Origin of the sequence: Shewanella aquimarina (assembly GCF_023349185.1) — a bacterium.
Classification (GTDB): Bacteria; Pseudomonadota; Gammaproteobacteria; order Enterobacterales; family Shewanellaceae; genus Shewanella; species Shewanella aquimarina.
This window is the reverse complement of sequence record NZ_JAKIKY010000003.1, coordinates 112640-138802: the sequence shown is the minus strand read 5'-3', so window position 1 is coordinate 138802 and position 26163 is coordinate 112640. Positions and strand designations below refer to the sequence as shown.

23 protein-coding genes and 1 riboswitch are annotated in these 26163 nt (G+C 54.3%); of the genes, 10 read left to right on the top strand and 13 right to left on the bottom strand.

The features are described from left to right. Position 1: 1 nt before the first annotated feature. From L2731_RS04790 to L2731_RS04780, 3 genes are all read right to left on the bottom strand, one after another. A complete protein-coding gene (locus L2731_RS04790) occupies positions 2 to 748 on the bottom strand; it encodes a YebC/PmpR family DNA-binding transcriptional regulator (protein WP_041511163.1) in 747 nt (248 codons plus the stop codon). A gap of 70 nt (positions 749 to 818) precedes the next feature. Continuing rightward, positions 819 to 2597, bottom strand: coding sequence for an aspartate--tRNA ligase (aspS, locus tag L2731_RS04785; RefSeq protein ID WP_239850625.1), 1779 nt, complete (start codon positions 2595 to 2597; stop codon positions 819 to 821). A gap of 169 nt (positions 2598 to 2766) precedes the next feature. After that, on the bottom strand, positions 2767 to 5622 hold the full coding sequence (locus L2731_RS04780; protein ID WP_249252084.1) for a transporter substrate-binding domain-containing protein: 2856 nt from the start codon (positions 5620 to 5622) through the stop codon (positions 2767 to 2769). 352 nt (positions 5623 to 5974) lie between these two features. On the opposite strand from L2731_RS04780, the gene cmoA reads away from it, so the two are divergent. From cmoA to L2731_RS04740, 8 genes are read left to right on the top strand one after another with little or no spacing between them, the layout of a single operon-like run. Beyond that, complete coding sequence (gene cmoA, locus L2731_RS04775; RefSeq protein ID WP_239850627.1) at positions 5975 to 6706, top strand: carboxy-S-adenosyl-L-methionine synthase CmoA; 732 nt, start codon at positions 5975 to 5977, stop codon at positions 6704 to 6706. Next, positions 6703 to 7695 (top strand): tRNA 5-methoxyuridine(34)/uridine 5-oxyacetic acid(34) synthase CmoB, encoded by a 993-nt coding sequence (gene cmoB, locus L2731_RS04770; protein ID WP_249252083.1) that lies wholly within the window; start codon positions 6703 to 6705, stop codon positions 7693 to 7695. Before cmoA ends, cmoB begins: the two co-directional genes overlap by 4 nt. 25 nt (positions 7696 to 7720) lie before the next feature. Next, a complete protein-coding gene (locus L2731_RS04765) occupies positions 7721 to 8458 on the top strand; it encodes an ATP-dependent zinc protease family protein (RefSeq protein ID WP_249252082.1) in 738 nt (245 codons plus the stop codon). Positions 8459 to 8473: 15 nt separating this feature from the next. Then, positions 8474 to 9979, top strand: a complete 1506-nt coding sequence (locus tag L2731_RS04760; protein WP_239850630.1) for an inactive transglutaminase family protein — start codon at positions 8474 to 8476, stop codon at positions 9977 to 9979. Positions 9980 to 9981: 2 nt separating this feature from the next. Beyond that, positions 9982 to 10938 (top strand): alpha-L-glutamate ligase-like protein, encoded by a 957-nt coding sequence (locus tag L2731_RS04755; protein WP_041511157.1) that lies wholly within the window; start codon positions 9982 to 9984, stop codon positions 10936 to 10938. Next, positions 10901 to 12589, top strand: a complete 1689-nt coding sequence (locus L2731_RS04750; RefSeq protein ID WP_249252081.1) for a hypothetical protein — start codon at positions 10901 to 10903, stop codon at positions 12587 to 12589. The genes L2731_RS04755 and L2731_RS04750 overlap by 38 nt, the downstream gene beginning before the upstream one ends. Beyond that, positions 12564 to 13715, top strand: coding sequence for a DUF3541 domain-containing protein (locus L2731_RS04745; protein WP_249252079.1), 1152 nt, complete (start codon positions 12564 to 12566; stop codon positions 13713 to 13715). Before L2731_RS04750 ends, L2731_RS04745 begins: the two co-directional genes overlap by 26 nt. A 15-nt stretch (positions 13716 to 13730) precedes the next feature. Beyond that, positions 13731 to 14639 carry a LysR family transcriptional regulator gene (locus L2731_RS04740; RefSeq protein ID WP_041511154.1) on the top strand — a complete coding sequence of 303 codons (909 nt, stop codon included), beginning with the start codon at positions 13731 to 13733 and terminating at the stop codon, positions 14637 to 14639. On the opposite strand, the gene L2731_RS04735 is transcribed toward L2731_RS04740, so the two are convergent. Further along, positions 14619 to 15599: a putative metalloprotease CJM1_0395 family protein gene (locus L2731_RS04735; protein ID WP_249252078.1), complete on the bottom strand. Its 981-nt coding sequence runs from the start codon at positions 15597 to 15599 to the stop codon at positions 14619 to 14621. The genes L2731_RS04740 and L2731_RS04735 overlap by 21 nt on opposite strands. Positions 15600 to 15669: 70 nt before the next feature. On the opposite strand from L2731_RS04735, the gene L2731_RS04730 reads away from it, so the two are divergent. Beyond that, positions 15670 to 15918, top strand: coding sequence for a hypothetical protein (locus tag L2731_RS04730; protein ID WP_249252077.1), 249 nt, complete (start codon positions 15670 to 15672; stop codon positions 15916 to 15918). Between the two features lie 78 nt (positions 15919 to 15996). Here L2731_RS04730 and L2731_RS04725 read toward each other — a convergent pair whose 3' ends face one another. The 8 genes from L2731_RS04725 to L2731_RS04690 form a co-directional block, all read right to left on the bottom strand. Then, positions 15997 to 16266 carry a hypothetical protein gene (locus L2731_RS04725; RefSeq protein WP_041511152.1) on the bottom strand — a complete coding sequence of 90 codons (270 nt, stop codon included), beginning with the start codon at positions 16264 to 16266 and terminating at the stop codon, positions 15997 to 15999. A 102-nt stretch (positions 16267 to 16368) separates the two neighbouring features. Then, the gene (thiH, locus tag L2731_RS04720; RefSeq protein ID WP_249252076.1) at positions 16369 to 17487 is read right to left on the bottom strand and encodes a 2-iminoacetate synthase ThiH; all 1119 of its coding nucleotides are present in this window, start codon (positions 17485 to 17487) and stop codon (positions 16369 to 16371) included. Between the two features lie 4 nt (positions 17488 to 17491). Then, positions 17492 to 18265: a thiazole synthase gene (locus tag L2731_RS04715; protein WP_249252075.1), complete on the bottom strand. Its 774-nt coding sequence runs from the start codon at positions 18263 to 18265 to the stop codon at positions 17492 to 17494. A gap of 1 nt (position 18266) precedes the next feature. Next, a complete protein-coding gene (gene thiS, locus L2731_RS04710) occupies positions 18267 to 18476 on the bottom strand; it encodes a sulfur carrier protein ThiS (RefSeq protein WP_239883593.1) in 210 nt (69 codons plus the stop codon). Then, entirely contained in the window at positions 18469 to 19263 is a 795-nt protein-coding gene (locus L2731_RS04705; protein ID WP_249252074.1) for a HesA/MoeB/ThiF family protein, read from the bottom strand. Before L2731_RS04705 ends, thiS begins: the two co-directional genes overlap by 8 nt. Further along, positions 19250 to 20935 carry a thiamine phosphate synthase gene (gene thiE / locus L2731_RS04700; RefSeq protein ID WP_249252073.1) on the bottom strand — a complete coding sequence of 562 codons (1686 nt, stop codon included), beginning with the start codon at positions 20933 to 20935 and terminating at the stop codon, positions 19250 to 19252. The genes L2731_RS04705 and thiE overlap by 14 nt, the downstream gene beginning before the upstream one ends. A gap of 2 nt (positions 20936 to 20937) precedes the next feature. Beyond that, complete coding sequence (gene thiC, locus L2731_RS04695) at positions 20938 to 22893, bottom strand: phosphomethylpyrimidine synthase ThiC (protein ID WP_283165023.1); 1956 nt, start codon at positions 22891 to 22893, stop codon at positions 20938 to 20940. 174 nt (positions 22894 to 23067) lie between these two features. Then, a riboswitch (TPP riboswitch) is annotated at positions 23068 to 23166 on the bottom strand. Between the two features lie 147 nt (positions 23167 to 23313). After that, a complete protein-coding gene (locus L2731_RS04690) occupies positions 23314 to 24576 on the bottom strand; it encodes a hypothetical protein (protein WP_249252072.1) in 1263 nt (420 codons plus the stop codon). A 232-nt stretch (positions 24577 to 24808) separates the two neighbouring features. Between L2731_RS04690 and trhA the strand changes: the two genes are divergently transcribed. Continuing rightward, complete coding sequence (gene trhA / locus L2731_RS04685; RefSeq protein WP_239850653.1) at positions 24809 to 25489, top strand: PAQR family membrane homeostasis protein TrhA; 681 nt, start codon at positions 24809 to 24811, stop codon at positions 25487 to 25489. Positions 25490 to 25561: 72 nt separating this feature from the next. Here the strand turns inward: trhA and L2731_RS04680 are convergent, their stop codons facing one another. After that, entirely contained in the window at positions 25562 to 26116 is a 555-nt protein-coding gene (locus tag L2731_RS04680; RefSeq protein ID WP_239850654.1) for a DTW domain-containing protein, read from the bottom strand. Positions 26117 to 26163: the final 47 nt, after the last annotated feature.

The window sequence follows — 26163 nt, the reverse complement described above, 5'->3', positions numbered from 1 at the left end:
CTTATTCGAGGCTGGCTAAGATCTCGTCAGAGATCTCGGCGTTATGATAGACCTCTTGCACATCGTCGTGATCTTCAAGGTTATCGATCAGGCGCAGGAATTTAGGCGCGGTGGCAGCGTCCAACTCTGCCTTGGTCGATGGCACCATGGTCACCTCGGCGTTGACCGCCTCCAGTCCTGCCGCGTCCAGCGCATCTTTCACGGCACCAAAGGCTTCTGGCGTGGTGTAGACATCGATAGAGGTATCATCATTGGTCACTACATCTTCGGCGCCGGCGTCGAGCGCCGCATCCATGATGGTGTCTTCATCGCTGCCTTCGGCGTAAGAGATCACGCCACGCTTCTCGAACAGATAGGCCACAGAGCCATCTGTACCCAGGTTGCCACCCGACTTACTAAAGGCGTTACGCACGCCAGAGACGGTGCGATTTCGGTTATCAGTCATGGTTTCGACCATCACTGCGGTTCCACCCGGACCATAGCCTTCATACATGATGGTTTCCAGCACCTGGCCGTCGAGTTCGCCGGCACCGCGCTTGATGGCGCGTTCGACTGTGTCACGGGTCATGTTGTTTGACAGCGCCTTATCGATTGCCGCCCTGAGTCTAGGGTTCGAATCGGGATCCGAGCCGCCTTCTCTGGCCGCTACCGTAAGCTCGCGAATGAATTTGGTGAAGAGTTTACCGCGTTTAGCGTCTTGTGCCGCCTTGCGGTGCTTGATGTTGGCCCATTTACTGTGACCGGCCATAGGGACTCCTTATTCGAGCTTGCCTCGAAAAAGCCGAGCAAGATGCTCGGCTTATTGGTTCAATCTTGATTTATTCCTGCTCTTTCTTCGCTTCCACTACGCTCACCCCAAGCTCTTCGAGCTGTACAGGGTTAGCGAAACCTGGTGCATTGGTGAGCGGACAGGCTGCCGTGGTGGTCTTAGGGAATGCCATTACGTCACGAATCGAACTCGCACCTGTCATCAGCATCACCATACGATCGAGACCGAACGCCAGGCCTGCGTGTGGAGGTGTGCCGTACTTGAGGGCTTCAAGTAGGAAGCCAAACTTCTCTTGCGCTTCCTCGTCATCGATCCCCAGAATTCTAAATACGGCAGACTGCATCTCACCGTCGTAGATACGTACCGAACCACCGCCCAGTTCACAACCGTTTAGCACCATGTCATAGGCGTCAGAGATGGCCGCCGTAGGGTTTGCTTCCAGCTCGGCCGGTGTGATACCACTTGGCGCGGTAAACGGATGGTGCATGGCATGCAGGCCGCCATCGGATGTGCGCTCAAACATTGGGAAGTCAACCACCCATAGTGGCTTCCAGTCACCTTGAAGTAGGTCGAAATCTTCACCCACCTTCAGACGCAGGGCGCCCATGGCTTCTGCCACGATATTCGCCTTATCGGCGCCAAACAGGATAAGGTCACCGTTGGCCGCATTGGTACGATCCAGGATTCCCTTAACCACCTCTTCGCTGAGGAACTTAAGCACTGGTGACTGAATGCCTTCCAGCCCTTTCTCCAGCTCGTTGACCTTCATCCATGCCAAGCCTTTGGCGCCATAGATGTTGACATACTTGCCATACTCATCGAGCTGCTTACGTGACAGACTAGCGCCGCCCGGTACACACAGCACGGCAACACGGCCTTCACTGTCGTTGGCTGGCTCCTGGAACACCTTGAAGTCGACATCTTTAACCAGGTCGGCTACATCGACCAGCTCCAGCGGGTTACGCAAGTCCGGCTTGTCTGAGCCATAACGACGCATCGCCTCGGCGAAGGTCATCTTAGGGAACTCGCCCAGGTCGACGTTTAGCAGCTCTTTAAACAGACCGCGTACCATCTCTTCAGTCTTGTCCATCACCTGTGCTGAGGTCATGAATGAGGTTTCGATATCGATCTGGGTAAATTCAGGCTGACGGTCGGCACGTAAGTCTTCGTCACGGAAACATTTCACGATCTGGTAGTAACGATCGAAGCCAGACATCATCAGCAACTGCTTAAACAGCTGTGGCGATTGTGGCAGCGCGAAGAACTGGCCCTTGTAGGTACGGCTAGGCACTAAATAGTCACGTGCACCTTCTGGCGTCGCCTTGGTCAGGATAGGCGTCTCGATATCGAGAAAACCGTTACCGTCGAGGAAACGACGCACGGCGCTAGTCACCTTAGAGCGGAAGATGATGCGCTCGGCCATCTCGGGGCGACGCAGATCCAGGTAGCGATACTTAAGACGCTGCTCTTCGGTGTTGTGTTGATTTTTGTCCATGTTGATCGGCAGTGCCGGTGCGCTGTTAAGAATGGTTAGCGCCTTGCCCAGCACCTCAATCTCACCTGTGCGCATCTGATCGTTGATCTGGCTGTCAGGACGTGCGCGTACTAGGCCTTTGACCTGAACACAGAACTCGCTGCGCAGTGTGCTGGCGACATCGAATACCTCTGGCAGATCAGGATCATATACTACCTGAATCACGCCTTCACGGTCGCGCAAATCCAGAAAAACCACGCCACCGAGATCGCGACTGCGGTTTACCCAACCTACGAGAGTAACTTCTTCCCCAACATGAGACCGATTAACGTCTCCACAATAATGACTGCGCATCTAACACTTTCCTTTCATCCGTCAAGGCCGTGCTTGAGGATATTCAATACATGACAAAAGCGGCATTATAGTGAAATATTGCCGATTTCAAAACAACTTCATCCGCTTAAAATGAAGTAAACCTTTGGGTTGGATAAATATCCATCAAATCCTGAACTGGGGTCACAGTTCAGGCACTTTGGTAACAGCGCCCACCCTGTTTCACTGCCCGCGACATCAATTTGTCGGCGGTCTTGAGTAACTCAACGACAGTGTCGCCATCATTCGGGAACATGGCCACCCCTATGCTGACCGATAGTGCCACATCCAGACCGTTGATGGCAAAGGGCGCACTAAAGCCGCCCACTATGCCATCGGCTACCTGACACACGGTATCGAGATCTTTACTGCGATTGAGCACCATCACAAATTCGTTGCCACCAAAGCGTGCCAGGGTATCAGACTTACGCACCGCCGACTTGAGTCGCTGCGCCCCCTCGGCCAGCACCCTGTCGCCCACCTGATGACCAAAGGTCTGATTGATTTGGCGCATATTATCGAAGCTGATGAAGAGCACTGCAAAGGGCTGCATCTCACGCCTGTGCAGCAGTACCGACTGCTGCAGCCTGTCATCAAGCAGGCTACGATTAGGCAGGCCGGTAAGCGTATCGAACTGCCCAGCCCGGGTCAGCTCATGGGCTAGCTCCTTGGCAGCCGCGAGACGGCTACGCTGGGAGCGCAAGATAAGATAGACAAACACCACAAAGCTGAGTAGCGCCAAAAGATAGAAGGCACTCTGATAGTTCACCCAGGCCCTCCAGTTGCTGACTTCCTCCTTCACCCAGTGCTGATAAATTTCCTCTTGACGCTCAGGAGTCAGCTGAGCGATGGCCTGATCCCACAGTGGGACCAATTCCTTGTACTTGGGATTTAGCGCAAAATGGCTCTGCTGCTGGGAGAAATCCGCCAACACAGACATCTTAAGTGCCTTATAATCTGACTCCTTGAGCACCATGGCCATGTTGATCACCTTCTCGATGAAGGCATCGGCCTTACCCTGTGCCACTGCATCCACACCCGCGCGGCTGTTGGGCACGATCACCAGTTCGATGCCCAGCGCCTTATTCATCAGGTTAGCAATCAGATGGTAGCCCTCGACGATTGCCAGGCGCTTTCCACTCATCTGACTCAGGTTAAATACAGTCACCTGACTTAGGTTGGTCACCAGCCCCCAGGGCGATGGCCAATAGGGGCTGGTAAAGACCATTTCCCGCTCCCGCTCTGGGGTATGGGCGACACTGCCAACGATATCTATCTCGCCCTGTTTAAGCGCATCGAGCAGGCTGCTCCAGCGCTCGAACGGCACGCCTTCGATCGTCAGGCCAAGCTGATCGGCGACCCAGAGGCTGATCTCACTGTTGATCCCCATAAACTCGCCAGATGGCCCCTGAAACTCCATGGGCGCCCAAGCAGCAAGATAACCCACCTTAAGTGTGCCCAGGCCGTCTAAATAGCGCCGCTGGGATTCTGTAATAGAGAGCGGATTAAGCAGCGACTGCACGCTCCTATCGTCTCTGTCCAATATCCATTTATTCTCTATACTGGCCAGCTCTGCATTGCTGATCAGGCGAAAGCCCGCCGCAATACGCTGAGCCAGTCCCTTATCCTCGTTGCGAGTCAGGGCATAGATATCTGTCGTAAAGGCGAGAGCACGGAATTGGTGAAAGTCGGACCAGGATTCTGCTCTCAGCAAATAGTGTTGGGTCCAGGCGGAAGACGCCACGAAGGCGGCAATATGACCCTGCTGGGCGGCCTGAATCATCTGCGTCACATCGGTATAGAGCTTAAGCTCCGAGTTCGGCAGCGCCTGCTTGAGTTTATCCAGATAAGGCGCGGTGGGCACGGCGCCGACGCGTTTTCCCTTTAACTCATCTAAGCTATTGATGGCTTTGCCATAACTGAAGAGACGGCTCTTCACCTGATAGGTGCGCCAGGCTCTGGTCAGGTTGGACTTCATGGTGTCGCTTTCGGGGTAACCCACATGGATATCGGCGCGGTGAAACCTGAGCTCATCCAGGCCATCTTCCATAGCAGCCGGGCGGAACTCCACCTCTATCCCCGTCTTCTTAGACCAGAGCTTCCAGATATCAATATAGAGACCGTGTGGCTCACCATCGCCCCCGGTATCGACAAAGGGTTGAATACCTGTGGTGGTGGCTATCACTAAGGTGTTGGCATCACGGCTAAAGCCGAGCCAGCGCTTGTCGATTTCGGCGCGGCTGGTTTGACTCAGGCTATCGAAGCCGCGGTTAATCTCTGTGATAAGGTCGAGTCGTCCCTTACTGACCGCAGGCACCAGCGCCGTCTTCTTGATCAGCAGACGATTATCCAATGGGAACTCTTCCAGGACGGCGCGGCTAACGGCGTTATCCTTTAGGTAGCCTTCCATGCCGGCAAAAACATCTACCTCACCGGCCACCACGGCGCGAAGCAGTTCGGCGCGGCTATTATAGTAACGGTAGCTCAGCCCATTCACCTGATGATTGAGTATCGATTCGTGTGACGAGCCCGCCACGACGCCGATACGATAGGGCTGGAGATCGGTAAAACTTTTCTTGCCTTTAAGTGTGTTACGCACATAAAGATAGGTGCTGACATAGGCGATGGGCGCGGCAAAATCGAAATCCCTATCCCGCTCCTTGGTGATGCCAAGGCCGATATGGATGTCGGCATCTCCCTGGGCGAGCTGTTTAAGCGAGTCCTGCCAGTGACGGGCGACGAAGACCACAGGCACCTGAGTCTGCGACGACCATTCGCGCCAAAGATCCACCAATACGCCTTTAGCGTCACCGTTCTCATCGACAAACTGATAAGGATAACTGTCCTCCCCCATCACCAGCACCAGTGGAGCCTGACGCTCGTCGGCAGCCAGATGCCAACTGGAAAGTAGGGGGAGCACTATGGCTAAGGGGACGAAGGTCATGCGCGCCAGTGCGCCGCGAACCTTAGCTAAAAAAGCCGATGCCAAAAGATGTAGTGGTGTCAAAGATCTATCCCGGTCTCTATTATCATTTTATTAGCGCTAACCTAACACGCCTTGATGTTTTAACCATTACTATTGGGCTGTCTAAACCTAAAAACGATTCAAAACATTCACCTATAACCTGGCCAGCATATTCACCATATTAAAAAGGCGTTTTAAAGGCAGCTTCATATTACAAGCCGGCTACAAAAATAACCTTGGCGCCTTAGCTTAAATCACAAAGTCACCGCGCTGTAAAATATATGTTGTTATTAGGATATTAGACAGAATTTTATGCCTAATTACCAGTACTAGACTTGCTGCGAACTGTTATCATTAGCTAGAATGGAATATTGAATTTACTCAAAAAACTCTGATGAACTCGAATCAAGATACAATTTACGCCCAAGCCTGTGAACATATCAGTGACTTTCAATTCGACGATAGAGTCGCAGGTGTCTTTAGCGATATGATACGTCGCTCTGTCCCTGGATATGGACAGATCATCAACACCCTAGGCGATTTCGCCGATAAATGTGTCACCCCCAATAGCAAGATATACGATTTAGGCTGTTCGCTTGGCGCCGCCACGTTGAGCGTGCGTCGCCGTATCGAAGGCAGGGGCTGCGAGATCATCGCCGTCGATAATAGCGAGTCGATGGTAGAGCGCTGCAAACAGAACCTCAGTGCCTATGTGAGCGAGACCCCCGTCGATCTTATCTGCGCCGATATTCGCGACATAGAGATCCAGGACGCCTCCATGGTCATCCTCAACTTCACCATGCAGTTCCTGGCGCCCGAAGACAGACAAACACTGATCGCCAAGATCTATCAGGGACTCAAACCCGGCGGCATTCTCGTCCTGTCAGAGAAGCTCGTCTTCGAAGATGAGCCGGTGCAGCATCTGCTGGACGAGTTACATCTCGACTTTAAACGTGCCAACGGCTACAGCGAGCTTGAGATCAGCCAGAAGCGCAGCTCGCTGGAACATGTCATGAAACCAGACACCCTGCCCCAGCATCAGCAACGCCTTGAGGCTCAAGGTTTTAGTCATTTTAGTGTCTGGTTCCAATGTTTTAATTTCGCATCTATGGTGGCCATCAAGTGATCAGCTTCAGCTCCTTTTATCAGCAAATCGCCGACTCCAATCTTCAACATTGGTTAGAAGAACTCCCGGCGATCCTCGGCCAATGGCAACGTGAACATAAGCACGGCAATCTGCCCAAATGGGAAAAGGTACTCAATAAACTCCATTACCCTGCACCAGACAGAATCGATTTCACCACTAAGGTAGAGGTGGGCAGCGGTGAGCAGCTCACCAAGGGCCAGCAAGAAAAACTCAAAAACCTGCTGAAACTCTTCTGCCCATGGCGCAAGGGGCCCTTCGATCTTCATGGTATTCATATCGACACCGAATGGCGTTCAGACTGGAAATGGGAGCGGGTTCAGCCCCACATCTCACCACTGAAGAATCGTACCGTGCTCGATGTTGGTTGCGGCAGCGGTTATCACATGTGGCGTATGCTGGGTGACGGCGCAAAACGTGTCGTCGGTATCGACCCTTCACCGCTATTTCTGTGTCAATTTGAGGCGGTAAAACGCCTGGCGGGTAACGAACACCCAGTGCATCTATTACCCCTTGGCATAGAGCAACTGCCGCCGCTGGATGCCTTCGACACAGTATTCTCCATGGGCGTGCTCTATCACAGACGCTCGCCTATCGATCACCTGCTGCAACTGAGGGACCAACTCAGGACCGGCGGCGAACTGGTACTCGAGACATTGGTCGTCGATGGCGATGAAAACACGGTGCTGGTGCCAGGAGAGCGTTACGGTAAGATGAACAATGTCTGGTTCCTGCCGTCGGCCAAGGCTCTAGAGGCCTGGCTCAAGAAGGCAGATTTTGTCGATGTCCGCTGCGTCGATATTGATGTCACCTCATTGGCAGAACAGCGCAGCACAGATTGGATGCCTAATGAGTCGTTAGTCGATTATCTGGATCCTAACGATGTCAGTCTGACGGTTGAGGGCTATCCGGCGCCCAAACGCGCCACTTTTATTGCCGTGAAGAATCAGCCCAACAAAGATTTGATTTAAACGAAAATAGTAAACGGGAAGCACTATGTTAAAACAGATGACAACTCTCGCCCTGGTAACCAGCCTTGCAGGCTGCGCGGCAACTCAAGTGCCTGAGCAGCCCGCCCCGGTCGACATCGACACCTTTAATGCAAGCCTGAGTGAGCAAAAGAGCGAACTAGTCACCTTAATCAGCGCCAACCAAAGCGAGCAGCAGGCCGCGCTGACTTCCCTATCGACCCAGCTGGAGCAACTGTCCAAGCAGGTGGCCGCCGTTAGGACTCAGCCCGAGAAGCAGGTGGTACAGGTCCCGGTGCAGTGCGACCCATCGCCCATCGGCGACAAGTTTATTCTGGGCGCGGTAGAACATGTCTATGTCGATGAGATCAAGGCAGGCTTCGAGACTCGTATCGATACCGGCGCAGAATCATCATCGCTTGATGCTCACAACATCATATTGTTCGAGCGCAATGGTAAGCAGTGGGTACGCTTCGACGTCTTCACCCAAGGCGCCGACAAGCCATCGCAGACCTTCGAGTCTAAGGTGGAGCGCTTCGTTCGTATCAAGCAGGATGCCGATGAGAAGAATGACAGACGCCCGGTGATCCATGCCCATCTGCAGATTGGCAATTACAAGGCGGAAACCGACCTTAACCTAGTGGATCGTAGCCATCTCGACTATCAACTGCTGCTGGGACGTAAGTTTATGCAAGACATAGCAGTTGTCGATGTGGGTCAGAATTTTGTGCACGGTAAGAAAAATCCGTCAAAAACAGCAAAATAATAGGATGTAGACTCGATGCACTCTAAAAAACCTTTTTATATCTTAGTCGTCCTGCTGTTTATCGCAGGCATAGCCGCCAGTGTCTATCGTGGCATCGAACACAATGTGCCCTTCCTTCCGGGCGAACAGGTACAGAGCTGGGCGGTAGATGCCAAGGTCAGTTTTCAAGGCACCGGCGAACCCGCCGAGGTCACCTTCTCGCTGCCTAACGATCCAGCCTTCGAGATCCTAGCGGAAAACGCCACCTCGCCGGGCTACGGCATGTCGGTTACTCAGGCTGATAGCGGTCGCCAGGTCACCTGGTCGACGCGAGAGGCGATAGGTCAGCAAGATCTCTACTACAAGGTCACCTTAGTGCCGACCGGCAAGAATGAGATCCCAGCCGAACAAGCGCCCGAGACACCCCAGGCCTACAACTGGTCTGCCACAGAGAAGGCCGCCGCCGAACAGGTGATGAGCGAGATCTGGTCACGCAGCGCGACCAACCTCTCGTTTGCCCAGCAGCTCAACAAGAGCTTCAACGCCACCGAGCGCAGCCAGAATCTGGAATTGCTTCTCACCAGCAATTCACGTCCCGATCTTTTCATCCGCATGCTTAACAGCAAGGGGATCCCGGCCAAGAAGGTCAGCGGGCTATTTTTAGAAGATCAGCGTCGCCGTCAGCAACTGTCCAACTATGTGGAGGTCTACCACCAGGGACAGTGGCTCATCTTCAACCCCAACGATGGTACTCAGGGACGTCCTGATAACCTGCTTATCTGGGACAGAACCGCAAAATCGACGTTGGATGTCGTTGGCGGCGTCAACTCTCAGGTGAACTTCTCCATGTTGCAAGACACCCGCTCGGCGCTGGCGACCTCTATCGACATGCTGAAGAACAAGGATGCCCTAGACTTCTCCCTCTACCAGTTGCCGCTGGAAGAGCAGAGCCTGTTTAAAGGCATCTTGCTGATCCCTATCGGCGTGCTGATGGTGGTGTTCCTCAGGGTCATCATAGGCATCAAGACCTCGGGTACCTTCATGCCCGTGCTGATCGCCCTGGCCTTTATTCAGACCACCCTGCTGACCGGCCTTATCGGCTTCCTGTTGATCGTCGCCTTCGGTTTGATGATCCGCTCCTATTTGTCGGATCTTAACCTCCTGCTTATTTCGCGGATCTCGGCGGTGATCATAGTGGTGATAGGCATCATAGGCCTGTTCACCCTGCTTTCTTACAAGTTTGGCCTGAGCGAAGGGCTCACCATCACCTTCTTCCCAATGATCATCCTGGCATGGACCATCGAGCGTATGTCTATCCTCTGGGAGGAGGAAGGCGCTAAAGAAGTGATGGTCCAGGGCGGTGGTAGCCTGTTTGTCGCCACCTTAGCCTACCTGGCCATGAGCGCGACCTGGGTACAACACTGGGTATTTAACTTCCTGGGGATTCACCTGGTGATTCTGGCAACCGTGTTGTTGATGGGCCAATACACAGGTTATAAGTTATTGGAACTTAGACGCTTTAGACCTTTAGCGGGAGAGTAACCATGCTATTTGCAAATCCGCTAAGGCTAAGGGATAACGGCGTGCTTGGCATGAACAAGCGTAATATCGACTACATAGGTCGGTACAACCAACGCAAGTTCTACAAGCGCGTGGACGATAAGTTAACCACCAAGCAGTTGGCACTGGCGAACGACATCGCCGTGCCTGCGCTCATCGGTACCGTCTGCCAGCAACATGAGATCATGCATATCCCAGAGATGGTCAACAACCGCGATGGCTTCGTGATCAAACCCTCACAGGGGTCCGGCGGTAAAGGGATCTTGGTGATCACTAAGGTAGAGAATGGCCATTATTTTAAGCCTAATGGCCACGAGGTCACGCCCAGCGAGATCGACCGCCACATCTCTAACATACTCAGTGGCCTCTTCTCTCTTGGCGGTAAGCCAGATGTGGCCATCGTCGAGGGGCTCATCGAGTTCGATCCCGTTTTCGACGGCTACTCCTTCGAGGGGGTACCCGATATTCGCCTGATCGTCTTTAAGGGATTCCCCGTCATGGGGATGCTGAGACTATCGACGGCCGCATCCGATGGTAAGGCCAACCTGCACCAAGGAGCAGTAGGCGTCGGCCTGGATATCGCCACCGGCAGAGGCCTGCATGCGGTACAGTTTGACCGCCCCCTAGACCTGCACCCGGATACCGACAAGAAACTCACCGAGATCCAGGTGCCTCACTGGGATACCCTTTTGCATACGGCCTCCAAGGCCTATGAGATGAGTGAGCTGGGGTATCTGGGCACAGACATGGTGCTGGACCAAAAGCTGGGGCCCTTGCTGCTTGAGCTGAATGCGCGCCCGGGTCTTGCTATTCAGATCGCCAATGCCCAGGGCTTGCTACCGCGACTTAAGCATGTCGAGCAGATGAAAAACCAATCTATGTCAGTGGAAGAGCGCGTCGCCTATGCTAAAACGCATTTTAGCAGTCTGCCTGGCGCTTAACTACAGCGTGGCGGCCCAGGCCGCCTCTCCTATCACACTGCTGAGCAAGCAGTGCATCGACTACCAGGTATCTCTGTCCCAGGCTCAGACCAGCGACACACCACAAGACGCCAGCGTGAGGCTCGAGCGCGAGTTGCTAGGCCTGTTTAATCTCAAAGACAGCGTGCGCTTCTATCGTCACTATCCATTGAATGCCGAGGATAAAGAGGCCTTATTGCAGTGTCAGCTGCATCTCGCCGATGAGTTTGAGCGCCTAGCCAAAGACCCTTGGCTCAAAACACAGAGCCGACAATGGGCGCAAAGCCAAGTGTCAGATCTCCGCCAACTCGGCCGGCGGCTTACGCAGCAGATAGCCGAGCAGATTGACCAGGTGCAGAAGGCGAAGATCCATACCGCTCAGGCAAGTATCGCCCATGGACTAAGACAGAAAGATCTGTCACTCATCATAGGTGAGAGCCGGTGTCGCCTCGACGATGAAGCTAAATCCGACGAAGCTAGATCCAAAGAGGCTCAGGCGCAGGCCTTCGATAACTCAATCGCCAGCTATCTGATCCATCAGCCAGATGAGGCCTGTAAGCGCCAGGTATGGCAGGCCTACCAAACTCGGGCCAAGCAGAAAAACCTGGCCGCCATGTCCCTCATCCTCGAGACCAAACAGGCGGTAGCAGAGGAGCATGATGCGCTCGACTATGCCAGCTGGGCACTCAGCCATCAGCAACTTGCGAGCCCGGAGCAGGTCAAACGATATCTAGACAGTCAAACCCGGATAGCGCCTGCCCCCTGGCGCCTAGGCGCTGTGCTTGCCGACCTTGCCAAAGTCGAGGTTCGGCCCCTGTCGGGTCGACAGCTGCTGAGTGATATTCAGCAAGAGCTTGAGCCATTTGGCCTGCAGTTTGAGACCATTAACACCGACATGCTGCGTCTGTGGCACCAGGGGCGATTGCTGGGGGATATCTTTCTCAGCCAGGCGGCGACTCATCGAGGGGCAAAAACCCAGTTGAGTCCCCTAAGGCAAAGCGTAGTGGGTCAACAGTTTGGCCAGCTCACCCTCACGCTGCCAGATGAGCTCGATGACTATCGCGGTCAAGAGCAGCTGATCATCGCCGCCGCCGAGATGGTCTCTCGCCTGCTCACAGGTGGGCGTTACTACCTCAACAACACCTTAGGCGATGGCCAGGCGATCGCCAGCCTCTGGCTGAGTCAATACCTGTCGAAGCGGCTGCTTCCCCAGTTGCCCAGAGATAGCCGCGAAGCCCAGCTCAAGGCGTTTGCATCCCAGCTCAAGGTGTTTCGCAGCAAGCTAGCCTTGCGGGCATATCAGGCACCCGAACATCGCCTCTATCGCGACCTAAATCAGGAATTTTCCCTGAGTTTCGGCGAGCCTTGGCCTGAAGCCGATGATGCCCTGTTTAGCTTTACCGGCGCCGTCACCCAGGGCCCCCTCTATTATCTCTCTCTGTGGCACCGGAGCCTAGCAGAGCAGATCCTGAGCGACACTCACCAGGAAGATAAGGTCGTGTTCGAACTCCTCCTCATCAACGAGCAGCAACTGTCTCTCGATGAGCAACTCAATTTGATTTTTGGCAGTGCACAGTCAGTCGCCACCATCCTAGAAAGGAGCCAAGATGTTCAACTTAAGCCCGTACACTAGAATCTTTAGGGCACTCGCACTCACCTCCGCCCTGCTGCTCCCTAGCCTGCCAGCCTCGGCAAAGACAGCCAACTCGCTGGATGCACAAGGGGTCAAGCAGGCGATTCAACAGAACCTTGAAGATCATCTCTATCAACTCCCTCCTAGAGTGCAGGGGCACTATGGTATCCGCCTCTATCGCATGACGGGAGATGATAAGTATGCCAATGCCGCTTTAGTCGACCTATACGCCGTCACCGAGTCTCAGGCATTTTATGCCTGTCGGCTGGACCAGCCTGGTTTTATAGAGAATGAGGCTCAGGCGGCCATCGATGTATTGGGTAAAGGCCCCAGAGCCAAGGCGCGTAAGAAGGCGCTCGCCCCCTTCCCTGAGTTTCTCTTCTACACCGACGTGCTACTGAGGTTCTCCAGTCGTATCGACGAGTTCGGCCTGCAAGGCCCCTGTTACGACAAGTTGGTCAAGGCCCTAAAGGCGACCGACCTTAAACGCGGGCTCACAGACAAGGCGATGATCGAAGCCTGGGCCGCGCAGCTCGTCAACTATGTCTACTGGGCCAAGCAGCTCGGTGTGGGCGACTATTTGCAGGAGTACAAGGCGGGTTTCAATCGAGTCTATCCCCTGAGCCGCGATGCTAAGCTCGACAAGAAGCAGTTTCGCAATAAGATCTACGGCATGACCCACTTTATCTTCGCCGCCAGCGAGTATTATCAGCATCCGGTCGATAGAAAGGAATTTGCCTGGATCTTGGATTATTTCGAGGCCAACATAGACAGGATCCTGCGCGATGCCACCGACGATATCATCGCCGAAGTCGGCATAAGCTTCCACCTGGCAGGCATGTCGGACAATCCCGTAGTGAAGAAGACCCAGGCCCACATCATGGCGGCCTTCGATCCTAAGGTGCAGACCATCCCTTCACCCCGAGGTAATCCCGATCTTGCCCTGGGCGAGCATCGCAACGTATTAGCCATGATGCTGCTGGACTGGCCCAAGACACTACATCAGGGCCCCTATTTCCATCGACTCAAGGCAACCAAGAAATATCTGCCTAAGTTGGTGAGCATAAAAACCGACGGCGATGGCGTAAAAGCCGAGAAAACGAAATCTCAGGGCGTTAAACATTAGGAGTCCAGAATCAGCATGAGTCAGGCTAAATCGACCTTCGAGCAATGGCGTATTCTACAGGCCGTCGTCGACTACGGTGGCTACGCCCAGGCGGCAGAAAAGCTTAATAAGAGCCAGTCCTCTCTCAACCATGCGGTGGCCAAGCTTCAAACCCAGTTAGGGGTTGCCTTGCTGGAAGTGAGAGGCCGAAAGGCTTATCTCACCGAGAGCGGCGAGGTACTGCTTAGACGTTCGCGTCACATCACCCGCTCGGTGAGCGAGCTAGAGCAGTTAGCCAGCAACCTGGAAAAGGGCTGGGAACCGAGTCTGTTGATCTCCAGGGAAATAATCTATCCCATGGAACACCTCATCGACGCCCTGGCCGAGTTTGAACCTCTGGGACGTGGCACCCGCATCACAGTCTTAGACTCGGTGATCAGCGGCAGCGCCGAACTGGTGGAGTCGGAAACCGTGGATCTCGCCATCATAGGCGGCACGCCGCCGAAAGGCCACCTGGCCCAGCCATTGTGCAATGTGGATTTTCAACTGGTCTGCCACCCTTCCCATCCTCTGGCAAGCATGGCGATGCCCCTGGACGATCAAACCCTGGCGGAGCAGTTGCAAATAGTGATCAAAGATACGGGTCAGATCGCCCGCGGTGAACTGGGTTGGCTCAAGGCCGAACGGCGCTGGACGGTAGCCAATTTTCATGAGGCCTTAGTCGTGCTGGCCAAGGGCCTGGGCTTTTGCTGGATCCCCAGCCATCTGGTGTGCGACGCCATCAAGGAAGGTCGCCTGGCCCGATTGACCCTGAGGGGGTCGACTCATCGCCAGGTGCCCCTGAGCTTGGTTATTCCCAATCGCGACAAGCAAGGGCCCGCCTCACAGCTGCTGGAACAGTTGATCCTTAAAAATCATTCGGTTTTAGAGGGTGAAAGTGAATGATGAAGATTGAGATTCGCCCGATTGATAACGCATCGACAGGGCTTCAGAGGTAAAGACAAGGCCATCGGATGCAAGGATATGACGGGTTATCCTCTCTATCGATTGCGACGGTGAGATGTCATCATCGAGTGGCGACGGTGAGTCGACTCTCGCGCCTGAGATCTTGCCCTCTTCATCCACACTACCACTCACCCTTGGGATCACAGGCTCGGGCAACTGGCGCTGCTGCTCGCTCTTACCAGCATCGATAAGTGGCTGCGTCTGCTGTGGGGAAATGGCGCTTTCCTGGCGCGTCTTTGCCAGTTCCGCCTTCGCCGTATTCATCTTACGCAGGGCTTCGCTCGCCACCCGAATATCGGCCATCGAAGGTGTCACTGGCGCCATCGCCGCCGCATAGACCTGTTTCATCTTATTCAGTGTCGCTAACGGGTCGCCGGGAATGGAGGAGATATCGATCGACACCTCACCATCCACCGCATAACGCCTGCCATCGCTGCCCTGTTCATACTTAAAGCTTGGGCTGCGCGCAAAGGTGCCGCCGACGCTGGCATGGGCCTGCTCGTGGGCTCTGACCTCGGCGTCGCGTCGCGAAAGTTCTTTCAGCTCAGCCTCCTGACGAGCAAGCTCGGGATCTTGCCCTGGACTAGCCTCTTGCCCTAGGCCATTCTCTCGCCCCGCGTTATCTTGCTGCTCATCGGCAAAGGGATTGTACGCCTCATCAGATGTTTCATCCGCTCGGCCAAAAATATCGACTCGGGGCTTTTCATCATCAACTGCGCTGGCACCATTAGTGTCACGCCCTTCTCTATCAATGCCTCTAGCGGGATCAGCGCTTGGCAAGCCATTACCCACACGTGAATCTGTAGCTTGCTTTCCTATGCCACTTGCTCCCGAAAATACGCTTTGATGGGAGCCTGCACCGTCATCACCGACTCCCGGACTGGTGACTTGATTAAGCAATCCTCCAATCCCAAGGGGGCCACGAGAGAGGCTGTACCCCCCTTGGCCGGATGAACTACCTGAATTGGAAATGCTGGAAGTAACGCTGGTAGTGATAGCCGAAAGTGTCAGCAAAGAACCTGCCGTGTTCGCCTTGAGGCTTGCGCTTGCCGCGCGATTAGCGACAACTGGCGCCGAATTGACCGAACCGGACCTTGAGCCTGAAATTGCCCCTGAAATTGACCCTGAAATTGCCCCTGAAATTGACCCTGAAATTGAACCAGACTTTGAGCCTGACATAGAACCAGAGTTTGAGGCTGAAGAGGAAGCTAGAGCGTAACTTGGAGCAGAAGAAGACGGCAACGCGCTCAGGCGCATTGCCGTTAAGGATGGCGTAGTCATGGCGCCGGCCACGGACTTACACCTCTATATCTATCACTGTACCTAGGGTCTCGTTTGCGGCCTCTAACACTTCTACCGCGGCTTCCCCTTGGTTTTTAGATTCGATAGCCGAGACCAGGGCCTGGGTTTTATCTGTGGCGTTAACGGGATTAGCCGTCTCTGTACCACCGGCTTCGCTCGCCTGCTGCGGGCTGGGTTTAGCAACATCCACAGTGGCCTGAGTCAAGCCAGACTGCGCACTTTGCAAACCGGCAAGACCGGATGAAAAACTTGATGGGATTTCCATAATCTAGGGCCCTTTCTCATGAGTCACACTTACGGCTAATTATTAATCAAAACCCAGTCAAAGTACAGCCCGGCAGTGGGCCCGGCTATCTCCTTGAATTGGTTAGCTTGCGTCTATCCAGCCAGCCTCCCAGTCCTTCCACACAGGGGTAAATCCTCGCCCGCGTAGTACGCTGGCAACCTCAGATGCACTGCGCTCATCGCTGATCTCAAACTGATCCAGCTGAGCCGCCGGATTAACATAGCCACCGGGTTCGGTGCGACTACCGGCACTCATCTGGGTGATGCCAAGTCCGAGAAGGTTATCTCTCAAACTCGGGCTTTCCCTAGTGGACAGGCTGATCTCAAGCTGCTCATTAAACAGGCGAAAGGCACAGATGAGCTGCACCAGACCTCTGTCGGTTAACTGTACCTTAGGCGCGATCCCCCCGACACAGGGCCTTAGCCTGGGTAGTGAGATGCTGTAACGTGATCGCCAGAAGCGCCTTTCGAGATAATCCAGGTGATAGCCCATCAAGAGCGCGTCCATGCGCCAATCATCGAGTCCTAATAGCACCCCAAGCCCTATCTTATCGACACCCGCCTCGGCTATCCGCTCCGGCGAGGCGAGCCGATAGCCATAATCCTGCTTGTTGCCCCTCAGGTGATGCTTACGATAGGTCTCTGGATCATAAGTTTCCTGATACAGCATCACGGCGTCCAGCCCTTTGTCGACCAAGATACGGTAGTGCTCGCCGCTCAGTGGCTGTACCTCCATGGCCACATGGCTGAACTCTGCCTTCACCAGGGGTAAGACCTCGGAGAAATAGTCGATGCCAACCTTAGTCTCGTGCTCGCCGGATACCAGCAAGATGGAATCAAACCCCTGGGGCTTGATCACCGCCATCTCAGCCGCCAATTCATCGAAACTGAGCACCTTACGTTTGAGCTTGTTACTCATGGTAAAACCACAGTAGTCACACTCGTTGGCGCACAGATTAGAGAGATAGAGCGGCAGATACAGGCCAATGTTATGACCAAAGCGGCGCCGGGTTAAGGCGGCGGCTCGCTGCGCCATGGGTTCGAGGTAGGCTTCGGCTGCAGGCGACAACAGTGCCAGAAGATGCCTTAAGTTACCCTGCTCTCCTTCGATTGCCGCTTCGACCTCGGCAGCGGTGGTCGAATAGAGCGCCATGCGCAGCTTTTCACGGGAAAGTCCACTCAACGTTTCCAAGAAACTCATAGATCTACTCCGTTAAGAAGCCGGTAAGCGCCTGCTGGGGGCTGGTGCCCATCGCCCTTTGATGTACCTGAGCCAGGCCAGCCTCATAGGCCTTGCGACCCGTGGCGACGGCATCGGCAAAACAGAGCGCCATTTTGACCGGATTGCGACTGGCGGCAATGGCCGTGTTAACCAACACGGCACTTGCCCCCATCTCCATGGCCGCCATCGCCTGAGAAGGAGAGCCTATCCCCGCATCCACCACAACCGGCACACTGGCCTGTTCTATGATGATCTTTAGAAAGGTCGCCGTCTCCAGGCCACGGTTTGAGCCTATGGGGCTACCGAGTGGCATCACCGCCGCACAGCCCACAGACTCTAGGTTGCGACACAGCACAGGATCGGCATGCACATAGGGCAAAACCGTAAAGCCGCGCTCACACAGCACCTTGGCGGCGTTAAAGGTCTCTATGGGATCCGGCATCAGGTATTTGGGATCTGGGTGGATCTCAAGCTTTATCCAGGAAGTCCCCAGCACCTCTCGGGCAAGCTCTGCGGCAAAAATAGCCTCCTTGGCATTACGCGCACCCGAAGTATTGGGCAGCAGCTTGACGCCACTCTGGCGTATGGGCGCCAAGATGTCATCGAAGCCCGCCTTGAGATCGACTCGCTTCATGGCCAGGGTCACCAATTGGGAACCGCTGGCCGCCAAGGCTGCCAACATCTGATCGGCACTGGCAAACTTACCCGTGCCGGTAAACAAGCGGGAAGAGAACTGACTATCGCCTATCGTTAACATATTAACCTCCTGCCACTACACCAAATATTTCAATGACATCATCGGCCTGACACTCAACCTCAGACCAAGTCGACTTGGGGACCACCTCGCCGCCACGCACCAGGGCGATGCTGTCCAGTGCGACCGCCTGAGCTTCTAGCATGGCTTCGAGACTCGTACTGACGGGCACCTGAATTAGCTGTCCATTTAAACTTATGCTTATCTCATTCATTTTTATCTCCTGACGCCGTCTCTTGCGCTACTTCTACCGCCGTCTCTTTCGCCGAACAGACGGCGCAATCTGGATCACGGCGGAGCTTAAGCCGCTGCATCTCACCCGTTAACCCATCGAACCTGTTCAGCAGGCCTAAGCCAGGTAAACCCAGCAATAGCTTGATTGCCAGGAGTGACTGCATCGATGCCATACAGCCCACCATAGGGCCGAGCACACCTATGGTGCTGCAACTTTCACTCACCTTGAGCTCTTGTGGAAACAGGCAGTGATAACAGCCAAGTTGCGGCGCCTCATTGAGATCAAACGCCATCAACTGACCGGAAAACTGTGCGGCCGAGGCCACCACATGGCGTTTCTTTAATGCCACGCAGGCACGGTTCACGCTATGGCGGGTGGCGAAGTTGTCGCTACAATCGAGCACCAGATCGGCATTAAATAGCAGCGCCTGGGCATTGCTATCATCGAGCCGCACCCGTTTTTCACGCACCTGGCAATCGCCCGTTTTAAGCCTCCCTGCCGCCACGCTGGCCTTGTACTGACCACAATCCGCCTGACCAAAGAGCATCTGGCGAGGCAGGTTACTGAGCTCGACTCTGTCATCATCGATGAGGGTGAGTCTGCCGACACCGGCTGCACTCAAGTATTGGGCGCAGAGCTGACCCAGGCCGCCGACACCGACGATGGCCACGCTCGCCTGCATCAACTTTTGCTGCCCCTGCTCGCCGACCTCGGGCAACATGATCTGCCGCGAATATTGGATAAAGGCTTTGTCATCGAGCGCCATGAGCCACCTCCCACATGCTGGCGAGCCGACGATAGGCCTCGCCCGGTGATTCTGCTTGAGTCACGGCCCGCACCACGGCAACAGCCTCTACGCCGGTCTGCTTAACTTGACCCAAACGTGACGCATCTATGCCGCCAATCGCCACTCGTGGGCAATTGGGCGTCCACAGCGCAACCATGTGCGCGAGATGCTTAAGTCCCTGAGGATTGGATGGCATGGATTTGGTCGGCGTGGGAAAGATATGGCCTAACGCCAGATAGGAAGGGTTGAGCTGACTTGCCAATGCCATCTCGAATACCCCATGGCTGGAGATCCCCAGCGCTATGCCCGCCTTGGCGATCGCCTCGAGATCTGCGCTACAGAGATCTTCCTGACCCAGATGGATACCGAACGCGCCATGCTTGAGCGCAAGCTGCCAGTAATCGTTGATAAACACCTGAGCATCATACGCTCGGCCCAGTGCGATAGCCTCTTTGATCAAAGCCTCTAGCGCCGATTCATCAGGGGCGCCAACAGGCTTGATATCAGCTCGCCCGTCATCGACAAGTTTTATCCTTAGCTGAGCCGTACTGGCACCTGCTGCCAGCACCTGCTCCAGGGTCTCTAGCCTATCGACCACGGGGTAGACGCCGATGGGGCGTTGTAGCTTGGGAAAGTTAAACGGCTGCGCCGCGTTGGCAGGCATCTGTGCATCGACAATCAGAGGCAAAGATGTTAATCCGGCAGGCCAACCACAGTGTGCCAAGGGGCCGGCTCCTGCGCCAACGGCTCTCGCGAACCTGATGCCTTGGCTCACATAGGCCTTAGCCATCAAAATGGCATCGTGGAGCACCAGCCCCTGGGCAAGAAAACAGGCTATCGCCGATGACAAGGTGCACCCACTGCCATGATGGTTAGGGTTGTCCACTCGCTCGCTACTCAGACGAAACCCTCTATGCTGGTGTATCGTCGAGGTGTGCGCCACCTCGTTGCAGACGAAGAGGTCCTCTGCCCACTCGTTTTGCCAGAGTGCGCCCTTGTCGCCGCCGGTGATCAGCAGATGACAGGCTAACTGGTTTGACAGCATCTTAGCCTGGGGGAGTATCTCATCCCTCGATGTTGTGGCTTCTCCCAGCAATCTGCCAAACTCGCTAAGGTTCGGGGTGATGAGGCTTAGCACTCCCCTGAAGGGAGTGAAATCCAGGCCGCCTTGCTTTGGCTGTACTTGCATTTGCAGGCCTTGCTTTGACTGACTTTGCATTGGCTGCGTTGAGGATTCTCCCTCTTCCCCTTGCGTTTTCACTTGCGCTGCAAGCGCATCACCGCATGAGGCCACCATCACAGGATCGAGGATCACAGGGATAGGCTGACCCTCTTTCGTCCTGAGCGGCCTAATATGAGTCAACAGCCAGTCGGCCACCAGATGGATCTGTCGCTGATTGGCGAGCAGCCCTATCTTTATCGCCCTGGGTGGTAGATCGGCCAGCAGGGTGTCGAGCTGAGCCAGCAAGATGGCCTCACTCACCGGCTCGACACCATTCACCGCCACAGAGTTTTGCGCGGTCACACTGGCTATCACGCTACAAGCGTGGCAACCAAGATCTGTCATGGTCGCCAGGTCCGCCTGAATGCCCGCACCGCCGCCGCTGTCTGAACCGGCAATGGTCCAGACAATAGGTTTATCAGCAGACATGGCTATACCTCTTCAATGTCTGCCAATGCCGCACTGTGATAGAGCGCGCCACCACTTTGCTTAAACTGAGCCGACATCTGCGCCATCCCCTGCTGGATATCCGCCTTTGGGTTATCACCATCGACATCCGACACTTCAATCTCTCTCACCTCGATGGCTTGAGCCGCCGCGTACTCGCGTACCTCTTGAGTGATCTTCATCGAGCAAAACTTGGGGCCGCACATGGAGCAGAAATGGGCCACCTTGGCCGACTCCTGCGGCAGGGATTCGTCGTGAAACGCCCTGGCGGTGTCGGGATCCAACCCCAGGTTGTATTGATCTTCCCAGCGAAACTCGAATCTGGCCTTAGACAAGGCATTGTCGCGGATCTGCGCGCCAGGATGGCCCTTAGCCACATCACCAGCATGAGCAGCAATCTTGTAGGCGATCAGCCCCTGTTTCACATCTTCCTTGTTCGGCAGGCCGAGATGTTCCTTAGGCGTCACGTAACAGAGCATGGCGCAGCCATACCAGGCGATCATCGCCGCACCTATGCCAGAGGTAAAGTGATCATAGCCGGGGGCGATGTCTGTGGTTTGCGGCCCCAGAGTGTAAAACGGCGCCTCGTCGCACAGCTCGAGCTGCTTATCCATATTCTCTTTGATCAGCTGCATCGGGATATGGCCCGGCCCCTCGATAATGGTCTGCACATCATATTGCCAGGCCTTCTTCACCAGCTCGCCGAGGGTTTCCAACTCGGCAAACTGCGCCTCATCGTTGGCATCGGCAATGGAGCCTGGACGCATGCCATCACCCAGAGACAGCGAAACATCGTAGGCGGCGCACAGCTGGCAGATCTCATCGAAATGTTCATAGAGGAAGTTTTCCTTGTGATGAGAGAGGCACCATTTGGCCATGATAGAACCGCCACGGGAGACAATACCCGTGAGGCGTTTGGCCGTCATGGGCACATAGCGCAGGAGCACGCCCGCATGTATGGTAAAGTAATCCACCCCCTGCTCCGCCTGCTCTATCAGGGTATCTCTGAAGATCTCCCAGGTAAGGTCTTCGGCGACGCCATTGACCTTCTCCAGTGCCTGATAGATGGGCACTGTGCCTATGGGCACGGGTGAATTACGCACTATCCACTCGCGGGTCTCGTGAATATAGCGGCCGGTGGAGAGATCCATCACTGTATCTGCGCCCCAGCGGGTGGCCCACACCAGCTTCTCCACCTCCTCTTCGATAGACGAAGTGACCGCCGAATTACCTATGTTGGCATTGACCTTAACTAGAAAATTACGGCCGATGATCATAGGTTCGGCCTCGGGGTGGTTGATGTTCAGCGGCAAGATAGCCCGGCCCGCCGCCAGCTCCTGACGCACAAACTCGGGGGTAATGGGCTCGCCCACCTTGGCACCGAAACTCTCACCCGGTGCGCGCTGGTTAAGCACCTCTTGGGTCACGCTCTCGCGGGCCATGTTTTCACGCAGGGCCACATACTCCATCTCGGGGGTGATGATGCCGCGCCTCGCATAATGCATCTGAGTCACCACCTTGCCATCAAGGGCGCGTCTGGGCCTAGGCAGATGCTCGAACCTGAGATGGTCTAAGCCTTCATCGGCCAGGCGCTGCTGGGTAAAACCTGAGCTAACCTGCTCGAGTACCTGGGTATCGCCGCGCTCGGCGATCCACTGAGATCGCAGCTTTACCAAGCCGTGACGCACATCGATATCGGCGTTAGGGTCCGAATAGGGCCCGGCGCAATCATAGACGTTAATGGGCGGATTCTGCTCATAGACAGGCGCCTCGGCGGTGCCGCCGATCAGGGTATCGGACTGAAAAATCTGCCGCATGGCAACCTTAAGATCTGGCCTGCTACCGCTTAGGTAAAACTTCTGGGAATTAGGGTGTTGTAGCGGTTTAAGGTTATCGATAAAGGCCTGGGCCTCTGCTCGCATTTCACGACGTGTTGACATAAGCAATCTCACTATAGGGTTAGATGAAGTTGCTTGTCTGGAGAAGTTTGGCGTTGAGGGCATTGAGTCAGGCCAAATGGCCTAATTCAAAAATATGCTGGGTGTCGCTCGAATTAAGCTCGCTGTTCATCAGCGCGGGCTTTCGACAGGCCGATAAAACGGCGGCGACACTATGGTCATATAATGCTTGTTTCCTTCGCAGGGACTAACCTGATCAGGTTCAACGGATCCCGAATTAACGGTCTCAGCCTAATGGCACTCCGACAAGAGGGCCTCAGTATAGACCTAAGAGATTGAGGGTGACAACCCCCACAACGATGCAGATACAAACAAAAATATCGACATTAAAATAACATCAAAAAACATACACTTAAAAATCAGCAATAAGATAAACTATGTTTTAAGTGAAAATATATCACGCTAATTTTTCCCTTTTTGACTCACTCCCATCATGCTCAGATGCTTATCTAGCCCCTCTTTTATCGCCTGTTTCACCTTGTCGCCACTACACTTAAAGGGGAAGCCTAAGTTTTCCCCATGGGGGTTAATTGGTGTCGCCACACTCACCACGCGATAACAGGTATCCCCTATCTTGACGATGCGATTGGGATCCACCTTACTGTCTAAGGTGATTGCCGTCTCATACTCATTTTCCTTAGGTAGGGCCAATACCCTCATATCACCATCCATCTCACTCATGGACTTCTTCTGGGTGGCATTTGTGGCAGCACTCTGGACTAAGTTGTCCAACTGCGCCTGCCTGTCTCTGGCCATGTAGTCACCCGTCATGGCGCTTACCGCCCCCGAATAGGCTGATATCGGCTCACCAGCAGGGCCAAGATCTGAACTAAGGTCTGTGCTAATGTCTGAGCTAAGGTTAAGGCCGGGCGCATCTTCGAAAGAAAATGCCTTCTCCTCCTTGTGAGCATCAGAAGTCTCGGCTTTGGGCACAGCCTGAGATGCCTTACTATCTGTGGTTTTGGGATTCGTGGATTGAGTAGTAATTGGCTCAATATCGGTTGCTCGACTAGCAGCAACCTCCTCTGCAGATAACGGCTTAATCAGCGCGGCATTGGCCTTAACGGCACCCTGCGGCGTCGGTTTCTCCTCAGTCGATGCGCGCTGGCTATTTGCACTGTCATCTAACTCGCTTTGTGTTGGTTTAGGAGGCGTTTGTGTAGAAGCATTGGCAGGCAGAGAACGAGGTTTAAGCTTAGACTGAGGCTTAGACTGAACCTGAGACTGTACCTGAAATTGAGGTTGAGGTTGAGGTTGAGGTTGAGGTTGAGGTTGAGACCTAGCCCTCATGGCATCCAACTCTGCCTGAGTCAGCATATAGGCACTTATGGCTTTCTTGTCCTTCGGCATACTTTGCTGCAAATATGGCCCTTCGAACTGCCAACTCAACAAGGTCAGCAGTGCAAGATGCGTGAAGAGGACAACCAAGAAGATAGCCAGATCCATGCGGCCAACTCTCACAAGCAGGCCTTTAGCAAGGGGAACTTCTGTCAGCTTAGCTTGCTGACTGTCTGCAGGCTCATTGACGAAATGACTGAAGGCTGACGGCGCAACATCGATATCAAGATCAATATCAATATCAAGATTAAAATTGGGGCACGGCCAGGGAGGCTGACTATCCTTAGGGAGCACTCGCAATACCAACTCATCTTTTCCTTGGGTCACTTAGCGCTTTAGAGGTGATGAGATGCGATAAGTTCCGCCAAGGATACATGGTGGACAGAGTGAGATTTAAAAGCCAATATATTCAAACACTAAAATATATCCACACAATTTAAGCGTACATATGTACGCTAAATCATTTATTTTTTGAAAGCTTGCTGTTAGACTCGGCACTAATGAGGTCTAACCAGTTTTAGAGAGTGTAATGCCACCACAAACCATGCGGACACAAACAATGCCCCCCCAAGAGATCCCCCTGGATACCCAGCCCAACTTAGGAACAAACGTCGCCCCCTATAGTCGCGCCGAAGAGCTAGCCAATGCCCTCAGTCATGGCCTGGGGGTTATTGCAGGGATCATGGCATTGGTGTTTTCGCTACTCAAGGGATGGGACAGGCTAACCGATTTACAGCTTGGTGGATTGGCGCTCTACTGTTTGAGCATCATACTCCTGTTTCTCTGCTCTACCCTCTATCACAGCGTCTCCGCGCCCAAATTAAAACATCGACTCAAGATAGCCGATCACTGCGCCATCTACCTGCTGATCGCCGGCACCTACACTCCCCTGATGCAGATCCTGCTCGATAGTGTCGAAGCCGATGCCATTCTAGTCGCCATCTGGGCGCTGGCTCTTGGCGGTATCCTGTTCAAGACGCTGTTTATTCATCGCTTCAAGGCCTTTAGCCTGGTGCTCTATCTAGTGATGGGCTGGTTGTGTGTCATAGTGATGAAACAACTGCTGGCCGCCATGAGTCCGCTGGGATTTCAGCTACTCTTGGCGGGCGGGATCTTCTACAGTGTCGGGGTGATCTTCTACGTGGGTAAACGCATCCCCTATAATCACGCCATCTGGCATCTGTTTGTCCTAGCCGGCGCCCTCAGTCACTTTTTATGCGTCTATCTGACGGTGATTTAATTCAGATGATTTAACTCAGCTGCGCTAACTCAGGTGCGTTAACCTAGGCGCTCTAACCCTAGTGCTCCAACCCTAATGCTCCAACATAAAGGCGTCAAAGGCCTCATCCAGCTGCTGCGCCGCTTGGCTCATTCCAAAGCGATTCATCAGGCTAATGATGCACTCTATGGTGCACAGCCCCTCGGACAACTGGTTACGCCTCAGACGATAACGGGAGGGCTTGCATTCTTCTAGGGTCAACCGTCTTGCCGCTTGCAGATAGGGCGTTTGGCGCACCATCTTTCTCGCTTCCTGCCAGGTGGCATCGAGAATGATCACCTGTCCTACGCCCAGCATCCCACACTGGTTAGCCTGGTTCTGCTCATTCAGAAATGACGCTGCCAGAAGTTGCACGGACGAGTCAGCCTCATCCACACTCTCCCCATTATCTGCCTGATCAAGGTTAGATTCCTTGGGAAACAACAACAGGGCATCGCCCGACTCGCAGGCTTGTTTCAGCGCCTCATCGGGCGCAATCCGAGACCAGCGCACGCGGCGACAAAGTTCGGGAAAAGCGGCTAACGCCAGCTGACCAGTGTTACTGGGACGATCGTACTCTCGCTCGTGTGTTAGTAAGACAAACTTCACCCTTTCTCCTTCACTCTGTTGCTTTTCACCCAGTTTTCCCTTCACTC